Source organism: Chitinimonas arctica, assembly GCF_007431345.1.
Lineage (GTDB): Bacteria > Pseudomonadota > Gammaproteobacteria > Burkholderiales > Chitinimonadaceae > Chitinimonas > Chitinimonas arctica.
In genome coordinates this window covers 1,031,192-1,049,471 of the sequence record NZ_CP041730.1, presented here as the reverse complement: position 1 = coordinate 1,049,471, position 18,280 = coordinate 1,031,192, and the positions used below count along the sequence as shown (strand labels likewise).

The 18,280-nt window shown below is 59.5% G+C and carries 17 protein-coding genes; 11 read left to right on the top strand and 6 right to left on the bottom strand.

Annotation, left to right across the window (positions count from 1 at the left end; genetic code table 11):
- Positions 1-7: 7 nt before the first annotated feature.
- The 11 genes from holB to FNU76_RS04605 all read left to right on the top strand — a co-directional run bounded on the left by holB (position 8) and on the right by FNU76_RS04605 (position 10,435).
- Positions 8-1,018 (top strand): DNA polymerase III subunit delta', encoded by a 1,011-nt coding sequence (holB, locus tag FNU76_RS04655; protein ID WP_143856623.1) that lies wholly within the window; start codon positions 8-10, stop codon positions 1,016-1,018.
- Positions 1,019-1,026: 8 nt separating this feature from the next.
- A complete protein-coding gene (locus tag FNU76_RS04650) occupies positions 1,027-1,407 on the top strand; it encodes a PilZ domain-containing protein (protein WP_223879222.1) in 381 nt (126 codons plus the stop codon).
- Positions 1,408-1,478: 71 nt separating this feature from the next.
- Complete coding sequence (locus FNU76_RS04645; protein ID WP_143856622.1) at positions 1,479-3,875, top strand: penicillin acylase family protein; 2,397 nt, start codon at positions 1,479-1,481, stop codon at positions 3,873-3,875.
- Between the two features lie 105 nt (positions 3,876-3,980).
- Positions 3,981-4,775: a TatD family hydrolase gene (locus FNU76_RS04640; RefSeq protein WP_143856621.1), complete on the top strand. Its 795-nt coding sequence runs from the start codon at positions 3,981-3,983 to the stop codon at positions 4,773-4,775.
- Between the two features lie 27 nt (positions 4,776-4,802).
- Positions 4,803-5,564, top strand: a complete 762-nt coding sequence (locus FNU76_RS04635) for an MBL fold metallo-hydrolase (RefSeq protein WP_223879331.1) — start codon at positions 4,803-4,805, stop codon at positions 5,562-5,564.
- 61 nt (positions 5,565-5,625) lie between these two features.
- Positions 5,626-6,945, top strand: a complete 1,320-nt coding sequence (locus FNU76_RS04630) for an NAD(P)/FAD-dependent oxidoreductase (RefSeq protein WP_143856619.1) — start codon at positions 5,626-5,628, stop codon at positions 6,943-6,945.
- A 130-nt stretch (positions 6,946-7,075) separates the two neighbouring features.
- Positions 7,076-7,447, top strand: a complete 372-nt coding sequence (gene rpsF / locus FNU76_RS04625; protein WP_143856618.1) for a 30S ribosomal protein S6 — start codon at positions 7,076-7,078, stop codon at positions 7,445-7,447.
- A gap of 14 nt (positions 7,448-7,461) precedes the next feature.
- The gene (gene priB, locus FNU76_RS04620; protein WP_143856617.1) at positions 7,462-7,764 is read left to right on the top strand and encodes a primosomal replication protein N; all 303 of its coding nucleotides are present in this window, start codon (positions 7,462-7,464) and stop codon (positions 7,762-7,764) included.
- A 38-nt stretch (positions 7,765-7,802) separates the two neighbouring features.
- Positions 7,803-8,030 carry a 30S ribosomal protein S18 gene (rpsR, locus tag FNU76_RS04615; protein WP_143856616.1) on the top strand — a complete coding sequence of 76 codons (228 nt, stop codon included), beginning with the start codon at positions 7,803-7,805 and terminating at the stop codon, positions 8,028-8,030.
- 15 nt (positions 8,031-8,045) lie between these two features.
- A complete protein-coding gene (rplI, locus tag FNU76_RS04610; RefSeq protein WP_143856615.1) occupies positions 8,046-8,498 on the top strand; it encodes a 50S ribosomal protein L9 in 453 nt (150 codons plus the stop codon).
- Between the two features lie 116 nt (positions 8,499-8,614).
- Positions 8,615-10,435, top strand: coding sequence for a GGDEF domain-containing protein (locus FNU76_RS04605; RefSeq protein WP_143856614.1), 1,821 nt, complete (start codon positions 8,615-8,617; stop codon positions 10,433-10,435).
- 203 nt (positions 10,436-10,638) lie between these two features.
- Here the strand turns inward: FNU76_RS04605 and FNU76_RS04600 are convergent, their stop codons facing one another.
- The 6 genes from FNU76_RS04600 to trmL all read right to left on the bottom strand — a co-directional run bounded on the left by FNU76_RS04600 (position 10,639) and on the right by trmL (position 18,224).
- Positions 10,639-10,989 carry a hypothetical protein gene (locus FNU76_RS04600; RefSeq protein WP_143856613.1) on the bottom strand — a complete coding sequence of 117 codons (351 nt, stop codon included), beginning with the start codon at positions 10,987-10,989 and terminating at the stop codon, positions 10,639-10,641.
- 111 nt (positions 10,990-11,100) lie between these two features.
- Complete coding sequence (locus FNU76_RS04595; RefSeq protein WP_143856612.1) at positions 11,101-11,412, bottom strand: hypothetical protein; 312 nt, start codon at positions 11,410-11,412, stop codon at positions 11,101-11,103.
- The gene (locus FNU76_RS04590; RefSeq protein WP_143856611.1) at positions 11,412-12,161 is read right to left on the bottom strand and encodes an RHS repeat-associated core domain-containing protein; all 750 of its coding nucleotides are present in this window, start codon (positions 12,159-12,161) and stop codon (positions 11,412-11,414) included. The genes FNU76_RS04595 and FNU76_RS04590 overlap by 1 nt, the downstream gene beginning before the upstream one ends.
- Before the next feature lie 374 nt (positions 12,162-12,535).
- Positions 12,536-14,851, bottom strand: a complete 2,316-nt coding sequence (locus FNU76_RS04585; protein WP_143856610.1) for an RHS repeat-associated core domain-containing protein — start codon at positions 14,849-14,851, stop codon at positions 12,536-12,538.
- 57 nt (positions 14,852-14,908) lie between these two features.
- Positions 14,909-16,957, bottom strand: a complete 2,049-nt coding sequence (locus FNU76_RS04580; RefSeq protein WP_179958350.1) for an RHS repeat protein — start codon at positions 16,955-16,957, stop codon at positions 14,909-14,911.
- A gap of 799 nt (positions 16,958-17,756) precedes the next feature.
- Complete coding sequence (gene trmL / locus FNU76_RS04575; RefSeq protein ID WP_143856608.1) at positions 17,757-18,224, bottom strand: tRNA (uridine(34)/cytosine(34)/5-carboxymethylaminomethyluridine(34)-2'-O)-methyltransferase TrmL; 468 nt, start codon at positions 18,222-18,224, stop codon at positions 17,757-17,759.
- Between the last annotated feature and the right edge of the window lie 56 nt (positions 18,225-18,280).

Below are 18,280 nucleotides of genomic sequence, written 5' to 3'. Positions count from 1 at the left end.
TCCCTCCATGCTCTACCCCTGGCAACAATCCGACTGGCAGGCCTTGATCGCGCAAGGCGAGCGGCTGCCGCACGCGCTCTTGCTGACCGGCGAACCCGGGATCGGCAAGCAGGCGTTTGGCCGCCATCTGGCCCAGGCCCTGCTGTGCGAGGCAAGCATGGCCGTGCGGCCCTGCGGGGTATGCGATGCCTGCAATTGGTTGCAGGCCGGCAATCACCCGGATTTTCGGGAGCTGACGCCGGTGGTGGAGGACGAGGACGAGGAGTCGGACAGCAAGGCCAAGAAGAAACCCTCAGCCTGGATCACGGTGGACCAGGTGCGCGACTTGAACCAGTTCGTCCACTTGAGCGCGCATCGGGGCGGTCGCCGCGTTACGCTGATCCAGCCAGCCGAGGCGCTGAACCTGGCTGCCGCCAATGCCCTCTTGAAAACGCTGGAAGAGCCCCCGGCCGGCGCCATATTCATCCTGGTCAGCCATCAATGGCGCCGCTTGTTGCCTACCATACGCAGCCGCTGCCGGCGTCTGGCCCTGCCGCTGCCGGCCAAGGCCGAGGCGCTTGCCTGGTTGTCGGGGCAGCGTCTGGCGGATGCCGAGAGTCAGTTGGCCGAGGCCGGCGGCGCCCCCTTGGCGGCCATCGAGCGCGCCGATGCCGAGACGCTGGCCGCGCGGCGGGCCTTCCTGGCCGAATTGGCCGACCCTCGCCAGCTCGATCCCTTGGCTTTGGCCGAGCGTCTGGACAAGCAGAAAATGGAAGTGGCGCGGGTCACCGACTGGCTGTCCCGCTGGCTGCACGATCTGGCAAGTTTGGGCCTGGCCGAGTCAATCCGCTATTATCCGGATGAAGCCGGCCGACTGGGATCGTTGGCCAAGGCGCTGGACCCGGTTCGCCTGATGCGGTATCACGACACCGTGCTGGAGGCCAGGAAGTTTTCCAGCCACCCACTGAATGCCAGGCTGGTTTTTGAACAATTGCTATTCGGCTACCAGCAAGCCGTACGACCTATGAACAAAGGATAGAAAACCTTATGGCCGAAGCTCCCAAACCCGCCGCTGCCATGGCCGCGCCCCGCGCCGGCGGTGTGTTGTCGCTGAGCATCAAAGAAAAAGCGGGCCTGTTCGCCGCCTATATGCCCTTTGTAAAGGGCGGCGGCATCTTTATCCCTACCGCCAAGGCATACAGCATCGGCGACGAAGTCTTTATGCTGCTGCAACTGATGGACGATCCGGCGCGTATCGCCGTATCGGGCAAGGTCAGCTGGATCACGCCGGCCGGTGCCCATGGCAACCGTACCCAGGGCGTGGGCGTGCAGTTTTCCGACAATGAGGCCGGCCACCAGGCCCGCAACAAGATCGAAGCCATGCTGGGCGGCGCACTTCAGTCCAATCGGACCACGCATACCATGTAATCGTCGCTGTACCGCGTGAACCGCCGGTGCTCCCGGCCGTCACTCGCCTCTTCTCATTTCCCGAGCCTTCGATGACTCCATCTAGACTGCGCCGCTGGGCGTTGCGTTCCGTGTTTGGTTTGCTGCTATTGGTATTGTTGGTGGCGATGGCAGTGTGGGGGTTTTTGCGGGCAAGCCTGCCGCAACTCGATGGCGAGGTGCCCGTACATGGGCTGGCCGGTACGGTGCAGGTCGAACGCGACGGGCAGGGCGTGCCCACCGTGCGTGGCGAGAACCGTTTGGATGTGGCTTATGCCACCGGCTACCTGCATGGGCAGGATCGTTTTTTCCAGATGGATTTATTGCGCCGGGTAGCCGCAGGCGAACTGGCCGGACTGGTCGGTGCGGCAGCTCTGGAGACGGATCGCGATCACCGCTTCCACCGCTTCCGCGCCCGCGCCGAAGCCGCTTTGAAGACCCTGCCCGCAGCCGAGCTGCAGCTGCTGGAGCGCTACACCGCCGGCGCCAATGCCGGCTTGGCGGCCCTGGGCGCGCGCCCGTTCGAATATGGGTTACTGCGTACCCAGCCGGAACCGTGGCAGCCGGCCGATTCGCTGTTGGTGGTCTGGGCCATGTATTTCGAGCTGCAAGGCAAGCAAGAGCGGCGCGAATTCGGTCGCGGTTGGCTACGGTCGCATAGCACACCGGAACAATTGGCGGTATTGCTGCCCGAAGCAACTGAATTCGACACGCCCATCGATGCGCCTGCCATCGCGCCGTCGCTTGGTCCATTTCCGGCCACCGCGCCTGGCTGGCTGGGCCAGCGGGCGCCGGCAGGGTTGACGGCGCTGGAAGCCTCTTCCTCGGTGGGCAGCAATAACTGGGCGCTGGCAGCGTCCCGTAGCAAGGATGGCCGCGTGCTGATCGCCGACGATATGCACCTGGGCATTCGTCTGCCGCATATCTGGTATCGGGCGGTATTACAGTATCCGGACGGGCAGGGTGGGGTGCGCCGGGTGGCGGGTGTGACCTTGCCGGGTGCGCCGCTGGTGGTCGTCGGCAGCAATGGCCGGGTCGCCTGGGGTTTTACCAATAGTTACGGCGATTATCTCGATCTGGTGGAACTGGCACGCGATCCGGCCCAGCCCTTGCGCTTCAAGACGGCGGCAGGCTGGGAAACGGTCCGGCAGCACCGCGAAATCCTGCGGGTAAAGGGTGGGGAGCCCCAGGCGATGACCGTGCTGGAGAGTTCCCTTGGACCGCTGCGCGAAATCGGTGGCCGCTACTACGCGGTCCACTGGGTGGCGCATCAGCCTGGCGCGGTCAATTTGCGCTTGGCCGAAATGGAAGGCGCCGCCAACCTGGCGGCGGCACTGGCGGTAGCCAACAGTGCCGGCATGCCGGCGCAGAATATGCTGGCCGGCGATGCGTCCGGCCATATCGGCTGGACCATCGCCGGGCCCTTGCCGGGCCGCGATGCGAGTCTTGCCGCCAGCTTTCCCTATGACAGCACGCAGCCGCTGGGTTGGCAGACGCCGCGCGCACCGGCCGATTATCCACGTTTGCTCGATCCCGTGGATGGCCAGCTCTGGACTGCCAATAACCGCCAGCTGGCCGGGCCGGAATACCGCAAGCTGGGCGACGGCGGCGCCGATATCGGCGCCCGCGCCCGCCAGATACGCGACGGGCTGACCGCCTTGCAAAAGGCCGACGAAAAAGCGGTGCACGATATCGGCCTGGACGACCGCGCACTGTTTATCGACGCGTGGCGGAAGCGCGCACTGCAGGTGCTGGACCCGGCCGCGCTGGCTGGCCAACCCGCCAGAAGTGAATTCCGGCGTCTGCTTGAACAGAGCTGGGACGGCCATGCCAGTGTGAAGTCGGTCGGCTATCGGCTGGCCCGCAACTATATGCATGGCCTGTATACCGAATTGTTCGGCGGTTTGGATAAGCAACTCGAGCTGGAGGCGAAAGGGAGTACCTACGTCATGGCCAATCCGCGCTGGCCCGCCGTGGTCGCCCGCTTGCTGGACGAGCAGCCTCCCGGCTGGCTGCCACCCGGCCGCAGCGATTGGCGGGCGGTGCAGCTGGCGGCCATCGATCGCGTGATCGCCGACTTGACCAGTAGCGGTTCGACCTTGGAGGCCTCAAGCTGGGGGTTGCGTAACCTCACTTCCATCGAACACCCTTTCGCCCGTCGGCTGGGTATCCTGGGCAGTTGGCTGTCCGCGTCTGGCGAAGCGCAAGCGGGCGACGAACATATGCCGCGCGTGGCTGGCCCATCTTTTGGCCAGTCGGAACGAATGGTGGTGTCGCCCGGTCATGAGGAGCAGGGCATCCTGACCTTGCCTGGCGGTCCCAGCGGCCATCCGCTCAGCCCCTATTTCCTGGCGGGCCATGCGGCCTGGCTGAAGGGAGAGCCCGCGCCTTTCCTGCCGGGGCCGGCGGTCCATACCTTGAAGTTCGTGCCGGAAATTTGGGGGGAATGAGCGGGGAGCCTGGCGTGACCGCCGAATAAGCGGGATGGATTCGCGTTAGAATCCCTCCCTTCGGAAGTTGCGCCGCACACCTAATTTTTTCAAAGCCTTGCCGCCATGTTTATCGATTCCCATTGCCATATCGACTTCCCCGATCTTGCCGCCCAGGCTGACGAGATCATGGCCGCCATGGCGGCCAATGGGGTGAGCCACGCCTTGTGCGTATCGGTCAACCTGCCGCATTGGCCCAATGTCATCGCCATGGCGGAGCGCTATCCGCATATCTTCGCCTCGGTCGGGGTGCATCCCGATTACGAGGATGAGGTCGAACCCACCGTCGAACAGCTGGTGGAGCTGGCCCGCCACCCCAAGGTGATCGCTATTGGCGAAACCGGGCTCGATTACTACCGCCTGGAAGGCGATCTGGATTGGCAGCGCGAGCGTTTCCGCGTGCATATCCGCGCCGCCAGGCAGTGCGGCAAGCCCTTGATCATCCATACCCGCAGTGCCTCGGAAGATACCCTGCGCATCATGGCAGAAGAGCGAGCCAGCGAGGCCAGCGGGGTCATGCATTGCTTTACCGAGTCGCAGGCGGTTGCCGATGCGGCCATTGCGCAGAACTTCTATATCTCGTTCTCCGGCATCGTGACGTTCAAGAAGGCCGAAGAGTTGAAGGAAGTGGCCCGTACCATTCCGCTGGAGCGGATGCTGATCGAAACCGACTCGCCTTATCTGGCGCCGATGCCTTTTCGCGGCAAGCAGAACCAGCCCGCCTATGTGCGCCATGTGGCCGAGCATATCGCCGATCTGCGCGGAATCGGCGTGGACGAGGTGGCGCGCGCCACCACGGCCAACTTCGCCCGCCTGTTCAAGCTGGAAGGACAGTTGCAAGGCATTGGCTCACTCACTTAGACCTGGCCAGGAGCGATGGTTTTGAAAGTGGAAGTCCTGATACTCGGTTGTGGCTCAAGCGGCGGAACGCCGGCGATAGGTTGCGGCTGTCCGACCTGTACCTCGGGCGATCCGCGCAATAGCCGGACACGGTCGTCCGCCGTGCTATCGGTCGGCGGACTGAACTTCCTGATCGACTCCGGCCCCGATCTGCGCGGCCAGGCGCTGCGCGAAGGCTTGACCCAGGTCGATGCGGTGCTCTACACCCATCCGCATGCGGATCACCTCAACGGCATCGATGATCTGCGCGCATTCTGCTATTTGAACCGCGCGCCCCTGCCCATCTTCGGCAATGAATACACCATGCGCGATATCGAAACGCGCTTTCACTACACCACCCTGCCGCCCGGCCCCTGGTGGGACAAGCCGTCGCTGCAGACCACGGCGGTTAGCGGCCCGTTCAGCCATCGCGGCATCGAGGTCATTCCCATCCCCGTCTGGCATGGCAAGGGCGCCATCTTCGGCTACCGCATCGGCCGCCTGGCCTATATCACCGATGTGTCCGATATCCCGCCCGAGAGCTACCGCTTATTGCAAGATCTGGATGTGCTGCTGATCGATTGCCTGCGTGAACAGCCGCACTACACCCATTTCGGGGTGGAACAAGCCATCGAAGCGTCGCGGCGCATTGGTGCGCGGCGCAGTGTGTTTATCCATATGACCCATGAGCTGGAGTACCACGCGCTGTCGCAGCGCCTGCCGGAGGGGATGGAAGTCGCTTTTGACGGTATGCGGCTGGCCAGCGAGTAGCGGCAACTCGCGCTAAGGAACCCAGTTAGAATAGCGGGGTGCCCATAGACGGAGTGTTGCCATGGCGGAAGACGGACGATGCCCACGAATCGTGATAGTCGGCGGCGGTGCCGGCGGACTGGAACTGGCCACCCGGCTCGGTGACAGATTAGGCCGGAAAGGCCGCGCCGAAATCACCCTGGTGGATGCCCAGCGCACCCATATCTGGAAACCGCTGCTGCACCAGTTGGCAGCCGGCAGCTACGACAGCCACGCCGAGGAAATCGAATATCTGGCACAGGCCCGCTGGCATCACTTCCGTTTTCGCCAGGGCAGGCTGGCCGGCCTGGACCGGGAAGCCCGCGAAATCCTGATCAACCCCCTGATCGATGCCGAAGGCCGCGAAATCATCCCGGCGCAAAGACTGGCTTATGACTACCTGGTGCTGTCGGTCGGCAGCCAGACCAATGATTTCGGCACACCTGGCGTAGCCGAACACGCCATCTGCCTCGACAGTCCCGCCGCAGCCCGGCAATTCCACGAACGCCTGATCGATGCCTGTCTGCGCGCGCAAAGCCTGCCGCCAGCGCAGGGCAAGGGCCGCATGACGGTGGCCATCATCGGCGCCGGCGCCACCGGGGTAGAGCTGGCCGCCGAACTGCATGCGGCGGCGCAAGTGCTGGTCAGCTTCGGGTTGGACCATATCCATCCGGAACGGGATCTGAAGATCGTGCTGGTCGAGGCCAGCGAACGCATCCTGGCGGCCTTGCCCGAGCGCCTGTCGCTGGCGGCCGCCAGTGAATTGCGCAAGCTGGCGGTGGAAATCCACAGCAATGAGCGGGTGGTGGAAGTCAGTGCGGAAGGGGTGCGCATGGGCAGCGGCAGCTTTATCCCCAGCACGCTGACCGTCTGGGCCGCCGGCATCAAGGCGGCGGATTTCCTGCGCGACCTGGCCGGGCTGGAGAGCAATCGCATCAATCAGCTGGTGGTCGACGACACCCTGCGGACCACGCGCGACCCGCGTATTTTTGCCTTTGGCGACTGTGCCGCTTGTCCGAACGTCCAGGGCGGCTGGGTGCCGGCACGGGCGCAGGCCGCCCATCAGCAAGCTGACCTGCTGGCCGGCAATATCGAACGGGCCATGGCGGGCAAGCCGTTGAAGTCATTTGTCTTCCAGGACTACGGCTCCCTGGTGTCGCTGTCCAAGTATTCCTCGGTCGGCTCGCTGATGGGCGGCTTGGCGCGCGGCAGCCTGTTCGTGGAAGGCAAATTGGCCAAGCTGATGTACTGGGGGCTGCATAAACAGCATCAACTGGCTCTCTCCGGCGTCAGCCGTACCGTGCTGATCACCATGGCGGAATGGCTGGACCGCGTGCATAGACCCCGCATCAAGCTGCATTGACATATTCGCAGCACTTAACTTGCTGATTTTCTTGCTAGAAGGTGTGGGGCCGGGCTAGAATGCTCGGCTTTCCACCTTGCCTCACCGTTACCGCATGACGGGAGGCTTATTCAATCCGCAAGGAGATCACATGCGACACTACGAAATCGTGTTCATCGTGCATCCCGATCAAAGCGAGCAAGTGCCCGCCATGATCGAGCGATACAAGACGATGATTGGCAATGAAGGCGGCAAGATCCATCGCCTGGAAGACTGGGGCCGTCGTCAACTGGCTTACCCGATTCAAAAGATGCACAAAGCACACTACGTGCTGATGAACGTCGAAATCGGTCAAGGCACCCTGGACGAACTGGAACACGCATTCAAGTTCAATGATGCCGTGCTGCGCCACCTCACCCTGAAGACCGCCCACGCTGTTACCGAAGCGTCGTCGATGATGAAGGAAGAGAAGTCGCGCTCGCTGTCCACCGCTCCTGAAGCCAAGGAAGCGGCTGCAGCCTAATCCAGGCCAGCGGCTTGAGCGCGCGCAACCAGGTCGTTGCCCATGGCGCCGTGCTGCAGACGGAGGTCTTGCGTTACACCCCGGCCGGTATTCCGGTGATCGAATTCAGGCTAAGGCATGAATCGAATCAGACGGAAGCCGGAATCGAGCGGCAGGTACAGTGCGAAATGCCCTGTGTTTGCCTGGGTGACAAGGCCAAAGGACTGGCAGCGTTGGCGGATGGCACGGAAATCACCGTCAAGGGTTTTCTGGCGGGTCGTAGCCAACGCTACAAGCACAGCCTGGTACTGCACATTACCGATTGGAAGCGCGCTTAAGGCGAGTTTCCACAGTTATCAGAATTCAAGAGGTCACCATGTCCCGTCATCTGTTCAAGCGTCGCAAGTTTTGCCGCTTCAGCGCCGAAGGCATCAAGGAAGTTGATTACAAAGACGTCAGCTTGCTGAAGGATTTCATCAACGAGAACGGCAAGATCATTCCGGCTCGTATCACCGGCACCAAGGCCCGCTTCCAGCGTCAGCTGTCCGACGCCATCAAGCGCGCGCGTTTCCTGGCGCTGATGCCTTACACCGACAAGCACTAAGCCGGAGCAGCCAACATGCAAACGCAAATCATTCTTCTCGAAAAAGTCGCGAACCTGGGCACCCTGGGCGATATCGTCAAGGTCAAGGCTGGTTACGCCCGTAACTTCCTGATCCCGCAACGCAAGGCCAAGCGCGCTACCGAAGCCAACCTGAAGGCTTTCGAAGCCCAACGCGTTGAGCTGGAAAAGCAGCAAGCCGAGATCCTGGTCGGCGCGCAAGCCCGTGCCGAGAAGCTGGCCGAGTTCGCCGTCACCATCGCCCAGAAGGCCGGTGTGGATGGTCGTCTGTTCGGTTCGGTCAGCAACCACGACATCGCCGAAGCCATCACCGCCGCCGGCGTTGCCGTCAGCAAGATGGAAGTGCGTCTGCCGAACGGCCCGTTCAAGGCCATCGGCGAGTACGACGTCGTGATCGCACTGCACCACGATGTAACGGTTGATGTGAAGGTAACGGTCGTCGGCGCTTAATTCGACACCTACCCAGCATCACCAGAAAAAGGACCTGCTTGCGGGTCCTTTTTTGTTGTCCTGTCGCTGCGCGTGTTGTGCTTCTATACTTTGTCGGAGCCCGGAATCGCGCCGTCATGAGCAATAAGCTGACTAATCCTACCGATATTGCCCGTGAAACGCTGAAGCAGCTGGCGGCGCGCCGCATTTCGCCTACGCCTGAGCGTTACGAAGAGCTGTATACGGAAATTTCCGGCATCGCAACCCGCTCGTCGGGGCACGAAGCCGCCTTGCTGCCCGAATTGCTCAATGCATTGCATAAATTGCCGCGGCAGTCGCCGGAACTGCTGCGCGATATCAGCCTGATCGAAAAAGCCGCCCAGAACCGCGATTGGACCAGTATCCCCACGATACTGTCGCAGGCCATCGAATCGCAGGCGGGCCAGGCCAGTTTGACCCGTGCCTGGTCCGAACTGATCCGTGAACTGGTCACTCAATGGGATCTGCGCAGCGCCCACTTCAGCCATTCGCGCAAGCAGGAATCCCTGGCCAAGGTCCTGCTGAATTTCGGCAACTATCCCAACCTCCTCAATGAAAAGCTCGACGCCCTGGTACGGGGCTGGGCGGACGGCAGCAGCGCGGCCGGCGATATCGACGTAGCCGAGCCGGAAACCGAGCTGGAGCCGGCAGCGGAAGGCGCCAAACCGAGCGATGCAGGCGCAGCCGCCGTCGGCGGTCTGGATTGGCGTGTCTGGCGTGAATTGCTGGTGCAGGCCCTGCGTATCGGCATGGTGCAGTGCCTGGGGCCTTTTCCCGAGCTGCAGGAAGAGGCGAGTAGCCTGGCTTTGGGCGCGGAATCGGTGAGCAGCGAACAGGGCATGGATTTTCTTGCGCAGCGAATGAAGAAATTCTGGGTCCAGCTGGAGTTGAAGCGGGAAAACGACAACCGCATCGCCAGCGGCTTGGTCAATCTGCTGCTGCTGCTCAGCGACAATCTGGTCGCCCTTTCCGGCGAGGATAGCTGGGTGCAGGGCCAGGTGGCCGTGGTACGCGATATCCTGGCGAAACCGCTCAGCATGAGCCGTCTGTACGATGCCGAAGTGGGATTCAAGGAAGTGGTCTACAAGCAGGGCATGCTGCGCCATAGCCTGGACGAGACCGAAGAAACGCTGAAGCGCATGATTTCGCTGTTTATCGACCGGCTGGGCAGCATGGCCGATACCACCGGCGGCTACCACGACAAGATCGCGGCCTACGCCACGCGTATCGGCGGCTCGCAAGGCCTGGTCGATCTGCAGCAATTGCTGGACGAATTGATGCAGGACACCCGCGTGATGCAGCTGGACATGGCCCGCTCCCGTGAAGAGCTGCTGGCGGCCCGTGCCCAGGCCGAGGCGGCCGATGGACGGGTCAAGGAGCTGGAGACCGAACTACGCGCCGTCAGCGAAAAGGTACGCGTGGACCAATTGACCGGCGCGTTGAACCGGCGCGGCTTCGACGAATCCTTCGCCACCGAGATCGCCCGGGTTGCCCGCAGCGGCAAGCCTTTATGTCTGGCCCTGTTGGATATCGACAATTTCAAGCGCCTCAACGACCAGCGCGGCCACCAAGCCGGCGACGACGCGCTGGTGCACCTGGTCAAGGTGATCAAGGATGCGCTACGCCCCACCGACACCGTCTCGCGCTATGGCGGTGAGGAGTTCGTGGTGCTGATGCCGGAGCTGGTGTTGAGCGAAGCGGCCAATGTCATGCGGCGCATGCAGCGCGATCTGACCAGGCAGTTCTTTCTGCATAACAACGAACGGGTGTTGATTACCTTCTCGGCGGGTGTTACGCGGTATGTGCCGGGTGAGCATCCTGAGACTACGGTGGAGCGGGCTGACCAGTCCATGTATGAAGCGAAGAAAGCCGGCAAGAACCAGGTGAATGTGGCGGAGCCGCCGGTGGCGGGGGGGTAGTTAGCCAGTATCCTCTGGGTAAGAGGATGGCTTGTATCTTCGTTAGGGATGCACTGAAATATTGCGCCTATCCAAACCGCAGATCCCTACCCTCGCACCCGTAAAGAGTAGGCCGTGGTTGTAAGCCCCTGCGGGGCAACCACCACGCACCCGCCGCGAGGGGGCCTCGCGATCGCTCGTTGGCACATTTAATCAGTGTTTCCCTAACTCCCGGTATTCTTTTTCAGGACTTTGGGGTGTGATGTTTTTTTAAATAAAATGCAAATTATTAAAAAACTTAAAAACATACTGCCCAAAGACATGCAGTTAATTATAAGCGCATTGCTTGAGTACCCGGGCCTTGAAAGGAGTGCGAGCGCGCCGGCAACCCCGATTGCTAATATAGCAAGGGCTCTATATTTTACTTCCCAATTGCGGTCAATTTTCACGATATGTGCAATCGCCACTAGCAATAGGAAGAAATTAGTTCCCATAATGTACAAGACGCCTGGGTCTCCAGATGCAAAGGTGGGCACCGAGAAAATTGCCAGTGCAAGAAAAAATAATCTACCCATGATCATTTAACTCCAAATCCGCTGATGCTATGGTTTTGAAATGCATCCCATGCTTTCTGAGTAACTCTCGCCTGAAGAGTACGATGTAAAATTCGTCAAGCGAACCAGCTATTACTCGCGTCCCACTGCAGTTACTACACCACTCATATGCAGAAGCAGTATAAATGCCAAGGCAATAGCAGCAAACGCTAGCGGCGCCCAATTTTTCACCTTTGCAGCGGCTGTTGAGTCTGAAGGCCGCTTTAATGCAAATACTGCCACAATGACTGCAACCCCCCCCAGTACATAGGTATACATCAACGTATCCGCTCCTATCCGGGTGCCTCCAGTCCAGCGGCTAGCCCGCTGGCAAAGTACAATTCCATACGCAATAACAGCAAGGCTCATTGAAAAAGAGCAAAAACGGGCTAACATTTTTATCATTATTTCCTCCTGCTTAGATTCGGCGAGAATATTTCCGGGCCGCCGGATTTATACCACCTAACAAATGGTCGGCCAGTTTTCTCATCGAAATTATCAAAGTTAGAAAATCCAACTGCCTTGCGACCACTTGCGTTTGCTAGATCCTGTGCAGCCAAAGTGCTATTACACCCCCAAACATTGATTTGGGCATTTTTGTTTAGATTACTCCAGTCCATACTAAATGGGCTTACGTTTTTTTCGCCAGGAAGAGTCGAGATATTAGACCCCGGCGCTGGATCAGCTCCAACGTAAACGCTATGCCCCCCTGCATGACCAATGAAATAGACGCCACCAATATCTTTCGTGGCTTTCAATACAGCATTGATCTGAGCAACGGTTTTGACGTCATAACGAACAGCAACGTCTCCGGGAGGCACTTCGTTCCTAGCCGCTCGCGCACCGTCACGCCACGGGTTTGGCCCATTATCAGGATGACCTTCAGTTGTGAATATGAGATGAGTAGCCAGCCCAAACGGATCAATCCCGCTTAGTGGATTTGCTTCGACATAGGCATAGGTATTGATCCCCCCTGGCAGCCCTATGGGGTCAGACTGAGGGTACCCACCAATCGCCGGATCGTAATCCCGGAAGTAGTTGTAGTACAGCCCGCTCTCCCGATAATAGTACTGACCAGGGAGGTGCAGGTTGAACGCGTATGCCCCGCCTGTTCCTGTCGAAGGCGCTATGTGAATTGCCACCTGCAGAGGCATGGATTCCTATAGGGAGTCAACTGTATGCCAAACCCATACATCTATTAATTTGTTATTCTCGTCAAATCCCCAATGTGCTTGATATGTGGATGTAAAAAGCGGTGTCTTATTTTCCTCAACCACACCCCAGATTGATTTTACACCTATTGTTTTACCCGTCCTCTGGTCAAGGTAGCCCGAATTATCAGAGTGCTTGCAGCTAATTTTCTCAAGCGCGCACATGGCTATAACTTGATCAGTCGTTGTGTTCACGGGTGTCTTCCGGAGAAATTTTTCTCTTATAGCTACTTCACTTGAGCATGCATTTAAAGCTAGCATCACCCATAGGTTAGTAAGCCAAAAAAGTAGATTTCTAAGCGTCGTATGGCACTTCATCAGTTCACTCCAAAGCTGCTGCTGGGAAGAGGGAATTGATAACCAGGTGTATTTCGACCGGTTTCATTCGGTGCGGGCATGTTAAATCCTGCCGCGCGGCCAATTCCAGAGATAAAGCTGTTTGAGTTATGTCCAGTTGGTACATTAAAAATGCTCAGAGGTAGCAAGGTGTACCGTTCTTTGTTTTCGTTGTATTTATTTGACAGGCTAAAAAGGCGGTCTATCGCGTCGTCTTCGTTGGAGTAGCGCGAAGGCAGACCCAGTGGCCGTCTAACTGCACACGCTTGGCTAATATCTTTGGGTCTATTTGCCCCTGACTCAAGTTGCGCATAGGAATTTGGCCCAGCCCCCAGTGTTGCATACCGACGACCAGCCTGGTCTAGATTCTGAAATCTAGAATCATTCTTGTACCTCGCTTGATTGCTAGGTGTAATTATCAACTTTGAGTGAAAAAGACCGAGAGCCACTTCATGGTTGGCATATTCAATTTGAAGGCCAGCCGGATCGGTGTAGCTCAATGGATTGGCGCCCACGTAACCGTAGGTATTGAGGCCGCCAGCCAGCCCTATAGGATCGGATTGCGGATACCCACCAATCGCCGGATCGTAATCCCGGAAGTAGTTGTAGTAAAGCCCCGACTCCCGATCATCGTACTGACCAGGGAAGCGGAGGTTGAACGCGTAAGCCCCGCCTGTCCCTTCCGGATCCTCATTCGGTGCGGTGTTGCCAAAGGGATCGCCCTGCCACGCCCAGATTGGGTGCTTGCTGGCGTCGGTGATCAGTCTGGCGGTACCCAGATGGTCGGTATGGATGTAGCGGATCTCACCGAAGTCGATCACGGCGACGGGAGTGTCATCCAGATAGATGTACTCGCGCCGGGTATTGCCCTTGTCGTCGGTTTCGGCCACCAGGTGGCCTTGGCGGTCATAGTGATAAAGGGTGGTCTGGCCCTGGTAGGTCTTGACGATGCGCTGGCCTAGGGCATTGACCACATACTGCGCTCCTGCGGCAGCGATCAGGCGGCCACGGGCGTTGTAGGTGTAACTTTGCTTGCTGTCGCTGAGGCGGCTGCCGTTGGCGTCGTATTGATAGACCGCCACGCGGGGACCATCGCTGGTGATCAGACGGTTGCTGGTGGTATCGACACGCTGCGGATAGGTCTTATCGTTGACGCGCAGCTGGGTGCGGTTGCTGTTTGCGTCGTACTGATAACCCTGACTTTGGCTGCCGTCTTGCCAGCCGGTCACGCGATCGTTCTGGTCGTAGTCGTATTGTTGCTGCTGGCCAATCGGCAAGCCCATTCGTTGCAGCAACCGTTCCCACCAAGCTCCGGCGATCTGCTGGCGCACGATACGGCCACCCGCGTCATAGCCCAAGCTCAAGGTGCCGTCGCCCAGGCTGAGCTGGGTGAGGCGGCCGTTGTCGTCGAAGCTGCGGCTGTGCTTCTCGCCATTGCCGTAGATCCAGCCTTTGACGGGGCCGAAGGGGCGGTATTTGATTTCCTTGGCGATGGAGACGGTAGGACCACCGACCTGCTGGGTCATGACGTGGTCGATGCGGCCATTGACATCGAAGGTGTAGGTCACCGTCCGGCCGCTGGGGTAGGTGCGCTGCTTCAGCATGCCGGTGCTGTCGTAGGCTTCGCGGACGATGTACTGCTTACCCGCGATGGTGCGCCATTCGCCCATGGGGCGGCCGAGGTCGTCGTAGGGGATGCTGATCTGGTCGCCTTGCGAATCGGTGATCAGCTGCAGTTTTCCAGTCCGGGGACCGGTGGCGCCGTAGCCGAAGGTGGTGGTGCTTTGGTCGGCGTAGGTGAGTCTATCCACGCGGCCGGCGGCGTCGTAGCGATACTTGACCGTTTGCTGCTTGGCGTCGGTCTTGGTCGCGGGTTGGCCATCGACGTTGTAGCTGAAGCTGCTGACACCGCTGTCCGGGCTGGTCTGCTTCAGCAGCTCGTCGAAGCCGTTGTATTGGTATTGGGTGGTCAGGCCGCGCGGGTCGGTGACGCTGACCAGGTTGCTGCGGCTGTCGTAGCTGTAGCGGGTGATGCCGCCCAGGGCGTCGGTGGCGCTGATCAGGCGGCGATGGATGTCGTATTCGTAGCGGGTGCTGCGGCCGAGGTTGTCGGTGCGGCCGATGCGGTTGCCGACCAGGTCATAGTCGAATTGCTGCCAGCTGCCGTCGGGATAGGTCTGCTTGACCAGGCGCGAGAGGCCGTCGAATTGTTGTTTGACCAGCTGGCTGGACGTGGCGGCGCCGGCCGGTAGGGCGACGGCCAGGGCCGTCGCCAAAAGAAGGGTGCGGAGGTTCATGCGTATACGTGCCGATAAGATGTGCAAGGGGGCGTCGATAGTCGTGGTGGCGCGGGCTTAAGCTGCCGGAGGGCCGCCACCGTCGATGGGTGGTGTGGGCGGCGGCAGGCTGCTGGCCGCGCCGGTCACATTCACTTCCAGCTGGTTGCCCGCTGCATCGAGCACGTAGTCGATCCGGTTGCCTTGGTTGTCTTCAATCGCGATCAAACGATGGGAAGCATCGTAGCGATAGCGCACCTTCTGACCGGTAGAACGTTCCATCCCGGTCATTTGGCCGACAAGGTCGTAGGTGTAGCGGGTGTAGAGGCTGCCCTCGTTTACTGCGCCCAAACGGCCGCGCTCATCGTAATAGCGCTGGACCAGCACGCCGTCCGGGCGCAGCACCTTGCCGGCGTTGCCATGGGTGTCGTAGTCGCTGTAGCGGGTGACGAGGCCGGCGGTATCGGTGACGCTGGCCAACTGGCCGTTAGCGTCGTAGCTGAAACGGGTGGTGCGGCCGGCAGGGTCCGTGCTGGTCAGCAGGCGGTCATTGGCGTCATAGCTGAATTTGCTGGTGCGGTGCTGGTTGGTGCTCAGGTCGAGTACGGATTTTTCCAGCACATTCCCGGCGGTGTCGTAGCTGAAGTCCGTGCGCTGCTTGGGTTCGGTGATGCTCAAGGGCAGCGGTCGGGTCGGATCCCACTTGATTTCGGTGCTGCGTGCATCGGCCGTGCCGGCAGCCGTCACCCGCTGGGTTTCCAGCTGGCTGACCGGGTCGTAGCCATAGGTGGTGATCTTGCCGTCGAAGTCCTCGTGCAAGGTCATCAGACCATTGTTGTAGACCACGCGCTTGCCGACATAGGGGCAAGACGCGCCGCCGGGGCCGGTGGCGCCCACGATGCGGCCTTGGCCGGCCGTCAGGCCAATGGTGTAGGTGGTGGCTATGCCCAAGGGGTTGGTCAAAGTCACATCGCCGATTACATCGCGGGCCGGCCAGGCAACCGTGACGCGATCCACGCCGCCGACATGCTCGGAGCTGATCGGGCGATAGCTGTCGTCGTAGGCCCAGGTGGCGTAGCGCACGCCCAGTTCATCGACGATGCCGGTCAGTAGGGTGTCGTTGCCGGGATGTTCGTAGAGGTACTGACGTTGGCCGCCATCTTGGCGAATGGCGTTCGTGATCAGGCCATTCTCGCCATAGCCGTAACGGAGGTAGCGTTTGGCGCTGTCCACGACCAGGAAGACCTGGTCGTTGGCATCAAAGTTGAAACTCAGCTCCTGGCCGGTGGTGTTGCTGACGTTGATGGAGCGGCTGACGTCGGCAAAGCGGGTCTGATAGTTGTACTTCAGTAGCTCACCGCCCAGACGCTTGATTTGCAGTAGCCGTTCGGCGAGCAGGTCGTAGCTTTCCACATCGCCTTCCACCATCAGGTAGTCGGCGCGGCTGATATCCTCGACGCGGCCAGTGACTACATTATCGCGCCAGTTCAGCACGACGCGGTCGGCTACGTCGGGTGTGGGTGCGCAAGTATTGCCGTCGCAGTTAAAGCGCAGGATGCGACCATCAGGCCGGTAGGCGATTAGGGCGTTCAATTGGTTGATGCCAGCTTCGGACATGTAAGTTTGCGCGCGCAGGCGGGCACCCAGCAGGCTGAACCGCCATTGGCCGTTGTTGCCGTTATCGCCGGGGGCCTTTTGGCTGCTCAGGTAGGTACGCTGAACGATCAGGCCACCATGGCCGACATAATCGGTCTCGACCTGCTGCTTGCGGCCGCTGGTCAATAGGATGGGGTTGCCGCTTTTGTCGCAGACACCGCCGCGTCCACCGCTGCCGTCGCCGCCGACGCCGCCACCACGATTGGGATCGACGATGGCGGGGTCGCCTGGGTTATTGGTTTCCGGATCGGGCCGGACGGGATCGGGTACCGGTGCGGGTTTTTTGGGATTTTCCCATTTGAAGTCCTTGACACACGCACCGTTCGCTCCGGCAGGTTGCCAGCCGTTAGGACAAATACTGCCTTTTCGGCAGAAATAGATAGTGCCTTGATAATCGAGAGGCTCTACCTCGAATGTTTGTCGGCCATTCGTAATCGGATAAACGGCGCGTTCTTCGCCTTTGCCGGGCATATAGCGAAAAGGTTCCGAACCCGCAGGGCATTGAATTGTGCGCTGCTGAGTAATCCCAGCCGAAAATTGCCCTAGATTGTATTTTATGTGATCTGGGCAGGTAAAGAAATATTCTTTCCCTATAATCCAATCCAAAGTCTTTAGTTGCTTACCCACTATCCACCGCTTTCCAAGCACGTGGTCATGGCGTACCCCGTCGTTTGGCGTATCCGCAATGGGCCAGTCGAATACAGGCGTTTCAACTGGGGTTTGTTTGTCAAAACAATGGTTGGTATGGTAAGCGATTACCTTATTCACCCAGCTTGCTTCCGAGCTTTGTGGATTAAAAAGGTCTGAGTCTGTATTTTCACCAGGAGGGAAGTCTAGAGACCAGAATTTCCACTTCCCCACGATAGGATCCACGCATTTGGAAGCGGAACCTGAATATAAATTTAATGGCCCACAACTTTCGTCGGCCCATGCAGACAAGGATAGAAACCAATAAACGATAAAAACAATTACACCACGTCTAATCATGCTTGCCCCATACGTAAACAGCGGCAATACATGCAAAACGCCTCCTGGCCGGTCATCTCTGACCGTGCTCACGTCTGCATACCCTGCCTTGCGGAAGCGCAGAAATATATAGTAAATTACTAATGAAATGTTACCCAGCCGACGAACGGCAGCCGCTCATTCGCATCCGCTTTGGGCGACGCAACGGTTCGATGCGGCGCGCTGTTGCCATCTACGTTGTTTGGTCTGGATGTTGCTGGGCAGAGAATAGACCTTCGAACTTGGGACGAAGTCAGTGTCCTCCCTACACCATCCCACCCTCAAACCCCTGCTGCCGCCAAGCTTCAAACACCGTCACCGCCACCGCATTCGATAGATTCAAACTGCGGTTCTCCGGCCTCATCGGTAGCTTGATCCGCCGGTCCTCCGCAAACCCGTCACGCAATTCAGCCGGCAACCCAGCCGATTCGCGGCCAAACAGGAAAGCATCGCCCGCTTGGTAGCTGACCTGGTCATAGCGGGTCGAACCCTTGGTGGTCATGGCGAAGATGCGGCGGCCGGCCATTGCTTGCAGGCAGTCTTCCCAGCTCTCATGCACCCGCATGCTGGCGTATTCATGGTAGTCGAGCCCCGCACGGCGCAGTTTGGCGTCTTCCAGCGGAAAACCCAGTGGCTTGACCAGGTGCAGCTCGCAGCCGGTGTTGGCGCACAGGCGGATGACATTGCCGGTATTGGGAGGGATTTCGGGCTGGAACAGGATGACGGCGAACATAGGATGATTCTTCAGGCAGGGTAGGGCAGTTTAGCGCTTAGCCGGTGTTCTTCCTA

Excerpts from the sequence above, each read along its gene's own strand:
- holB (WP_143856623.1), top strand. The coding sequence starts at position 8 with ATGCTCTACCCCTGGCAACAATCCGACTGGCAGGCCTTGATCGCGCAA.
- FNU76_RS04650 (WP_223879222.1), top strand. The coding sequence starts at position 1,027 with ATGGCCGAAGCTCCCAAACCCGCCGCTGCCATGGCCGCGCCCCGCGCC.
- FNU76_RS04645 (WP_143856622.1), top strand. The coding sequence starts at position 1,479 with ATGACTCCATCTAGACTGCGCCGCTGGGCGTTGCGTTCCGTGTTTGGT.
- FNU76_RS04640 (WP_143856621.1), top strand. The coding sequence starts at position 3,981 with ATGTTTATCGATTCCCATTGCCATATCGACTTCCCCGATCTTGCCGCC.
- FNU76_RS04630 (WP_143856619.1), top strand. The coding sequence starts at position 5,626 with ATGGCGGAAGACGGACGATGCCCACGAATCGTGATAGTCGGCGGCGGT.
- rpsF (WP_143856618.1), top strand. The coding sequence starts at position 7,076 with ATGCGACACTACGAAATCGTGTTCATCGTGCATCCCGATCAAAGCGAG.
- rpsR (WP_143856616.1), top strand. The coding sequence starts at position 7,803 with ATGTCCCGTCATCTGTTCAAGCGTCGCAAGTTTTGCCGCTTCAGCGCC.
- rplI (WP_143856615.1), top strand. The coding sequence starts at position 8,046 with ATGCAAACGCAAATCATTCTTCTCGAAAAAGTCGCGAACCTGGGCACC.
- FNU76_RS04605 (WP_143856614.1), top strand. The coding sequence starts at position 8,615 with ATGAGCAATAAGCTGACTAATCCTACCGATATTGCCCGTGAAACGCTG.
- FNU76_RS04600 (WP_143856613.1), bottom strand. The coding sequence starts at position 10,989 with ATGGGTAGATTATTTTTTCTTGCACTGGCAATTTTCTCGGTGCCCACC.
- FNU76_RS04595 (WP_143856612.1), bottom strand. The coding sequence starts at position 11,412 with ATGATAAAAATGTTAGCCCGTTTTTGCTCTTTTTCAATGAGCCTTGCT.
- FNU76_RS04590 (WP_143856611.1), bottom strand. The coding sequence starts at position 12,161 with ATGCCTCTGCAGGTGGCAATTCACATAGCGCCTTCGACAGGAACAGGC.
- FNU76_RS04585 (WP_143856610.1), bottom strand. The coding sequence starts at position 14,851 with ATGAACCTCCGCACCCTTCTTTTGGCGACGGCCCTGGCCGTCGCCCTA.
- FNU76_RS04580 (WP_179958350.1), bottom strand. The coding sequence starts at position 16,957 with ATGCCCGGCAAAGGCGAAGAACGCGCCGTTTATCCGATTACGAATGGC.
- trmL (WP_143856608.1), bottom strand. The coding sequence starts at position 18,224 with ATGTTCGCCGTCATCCTGTTCCAGCCCGAAATCCCTCCCAATACCGGC.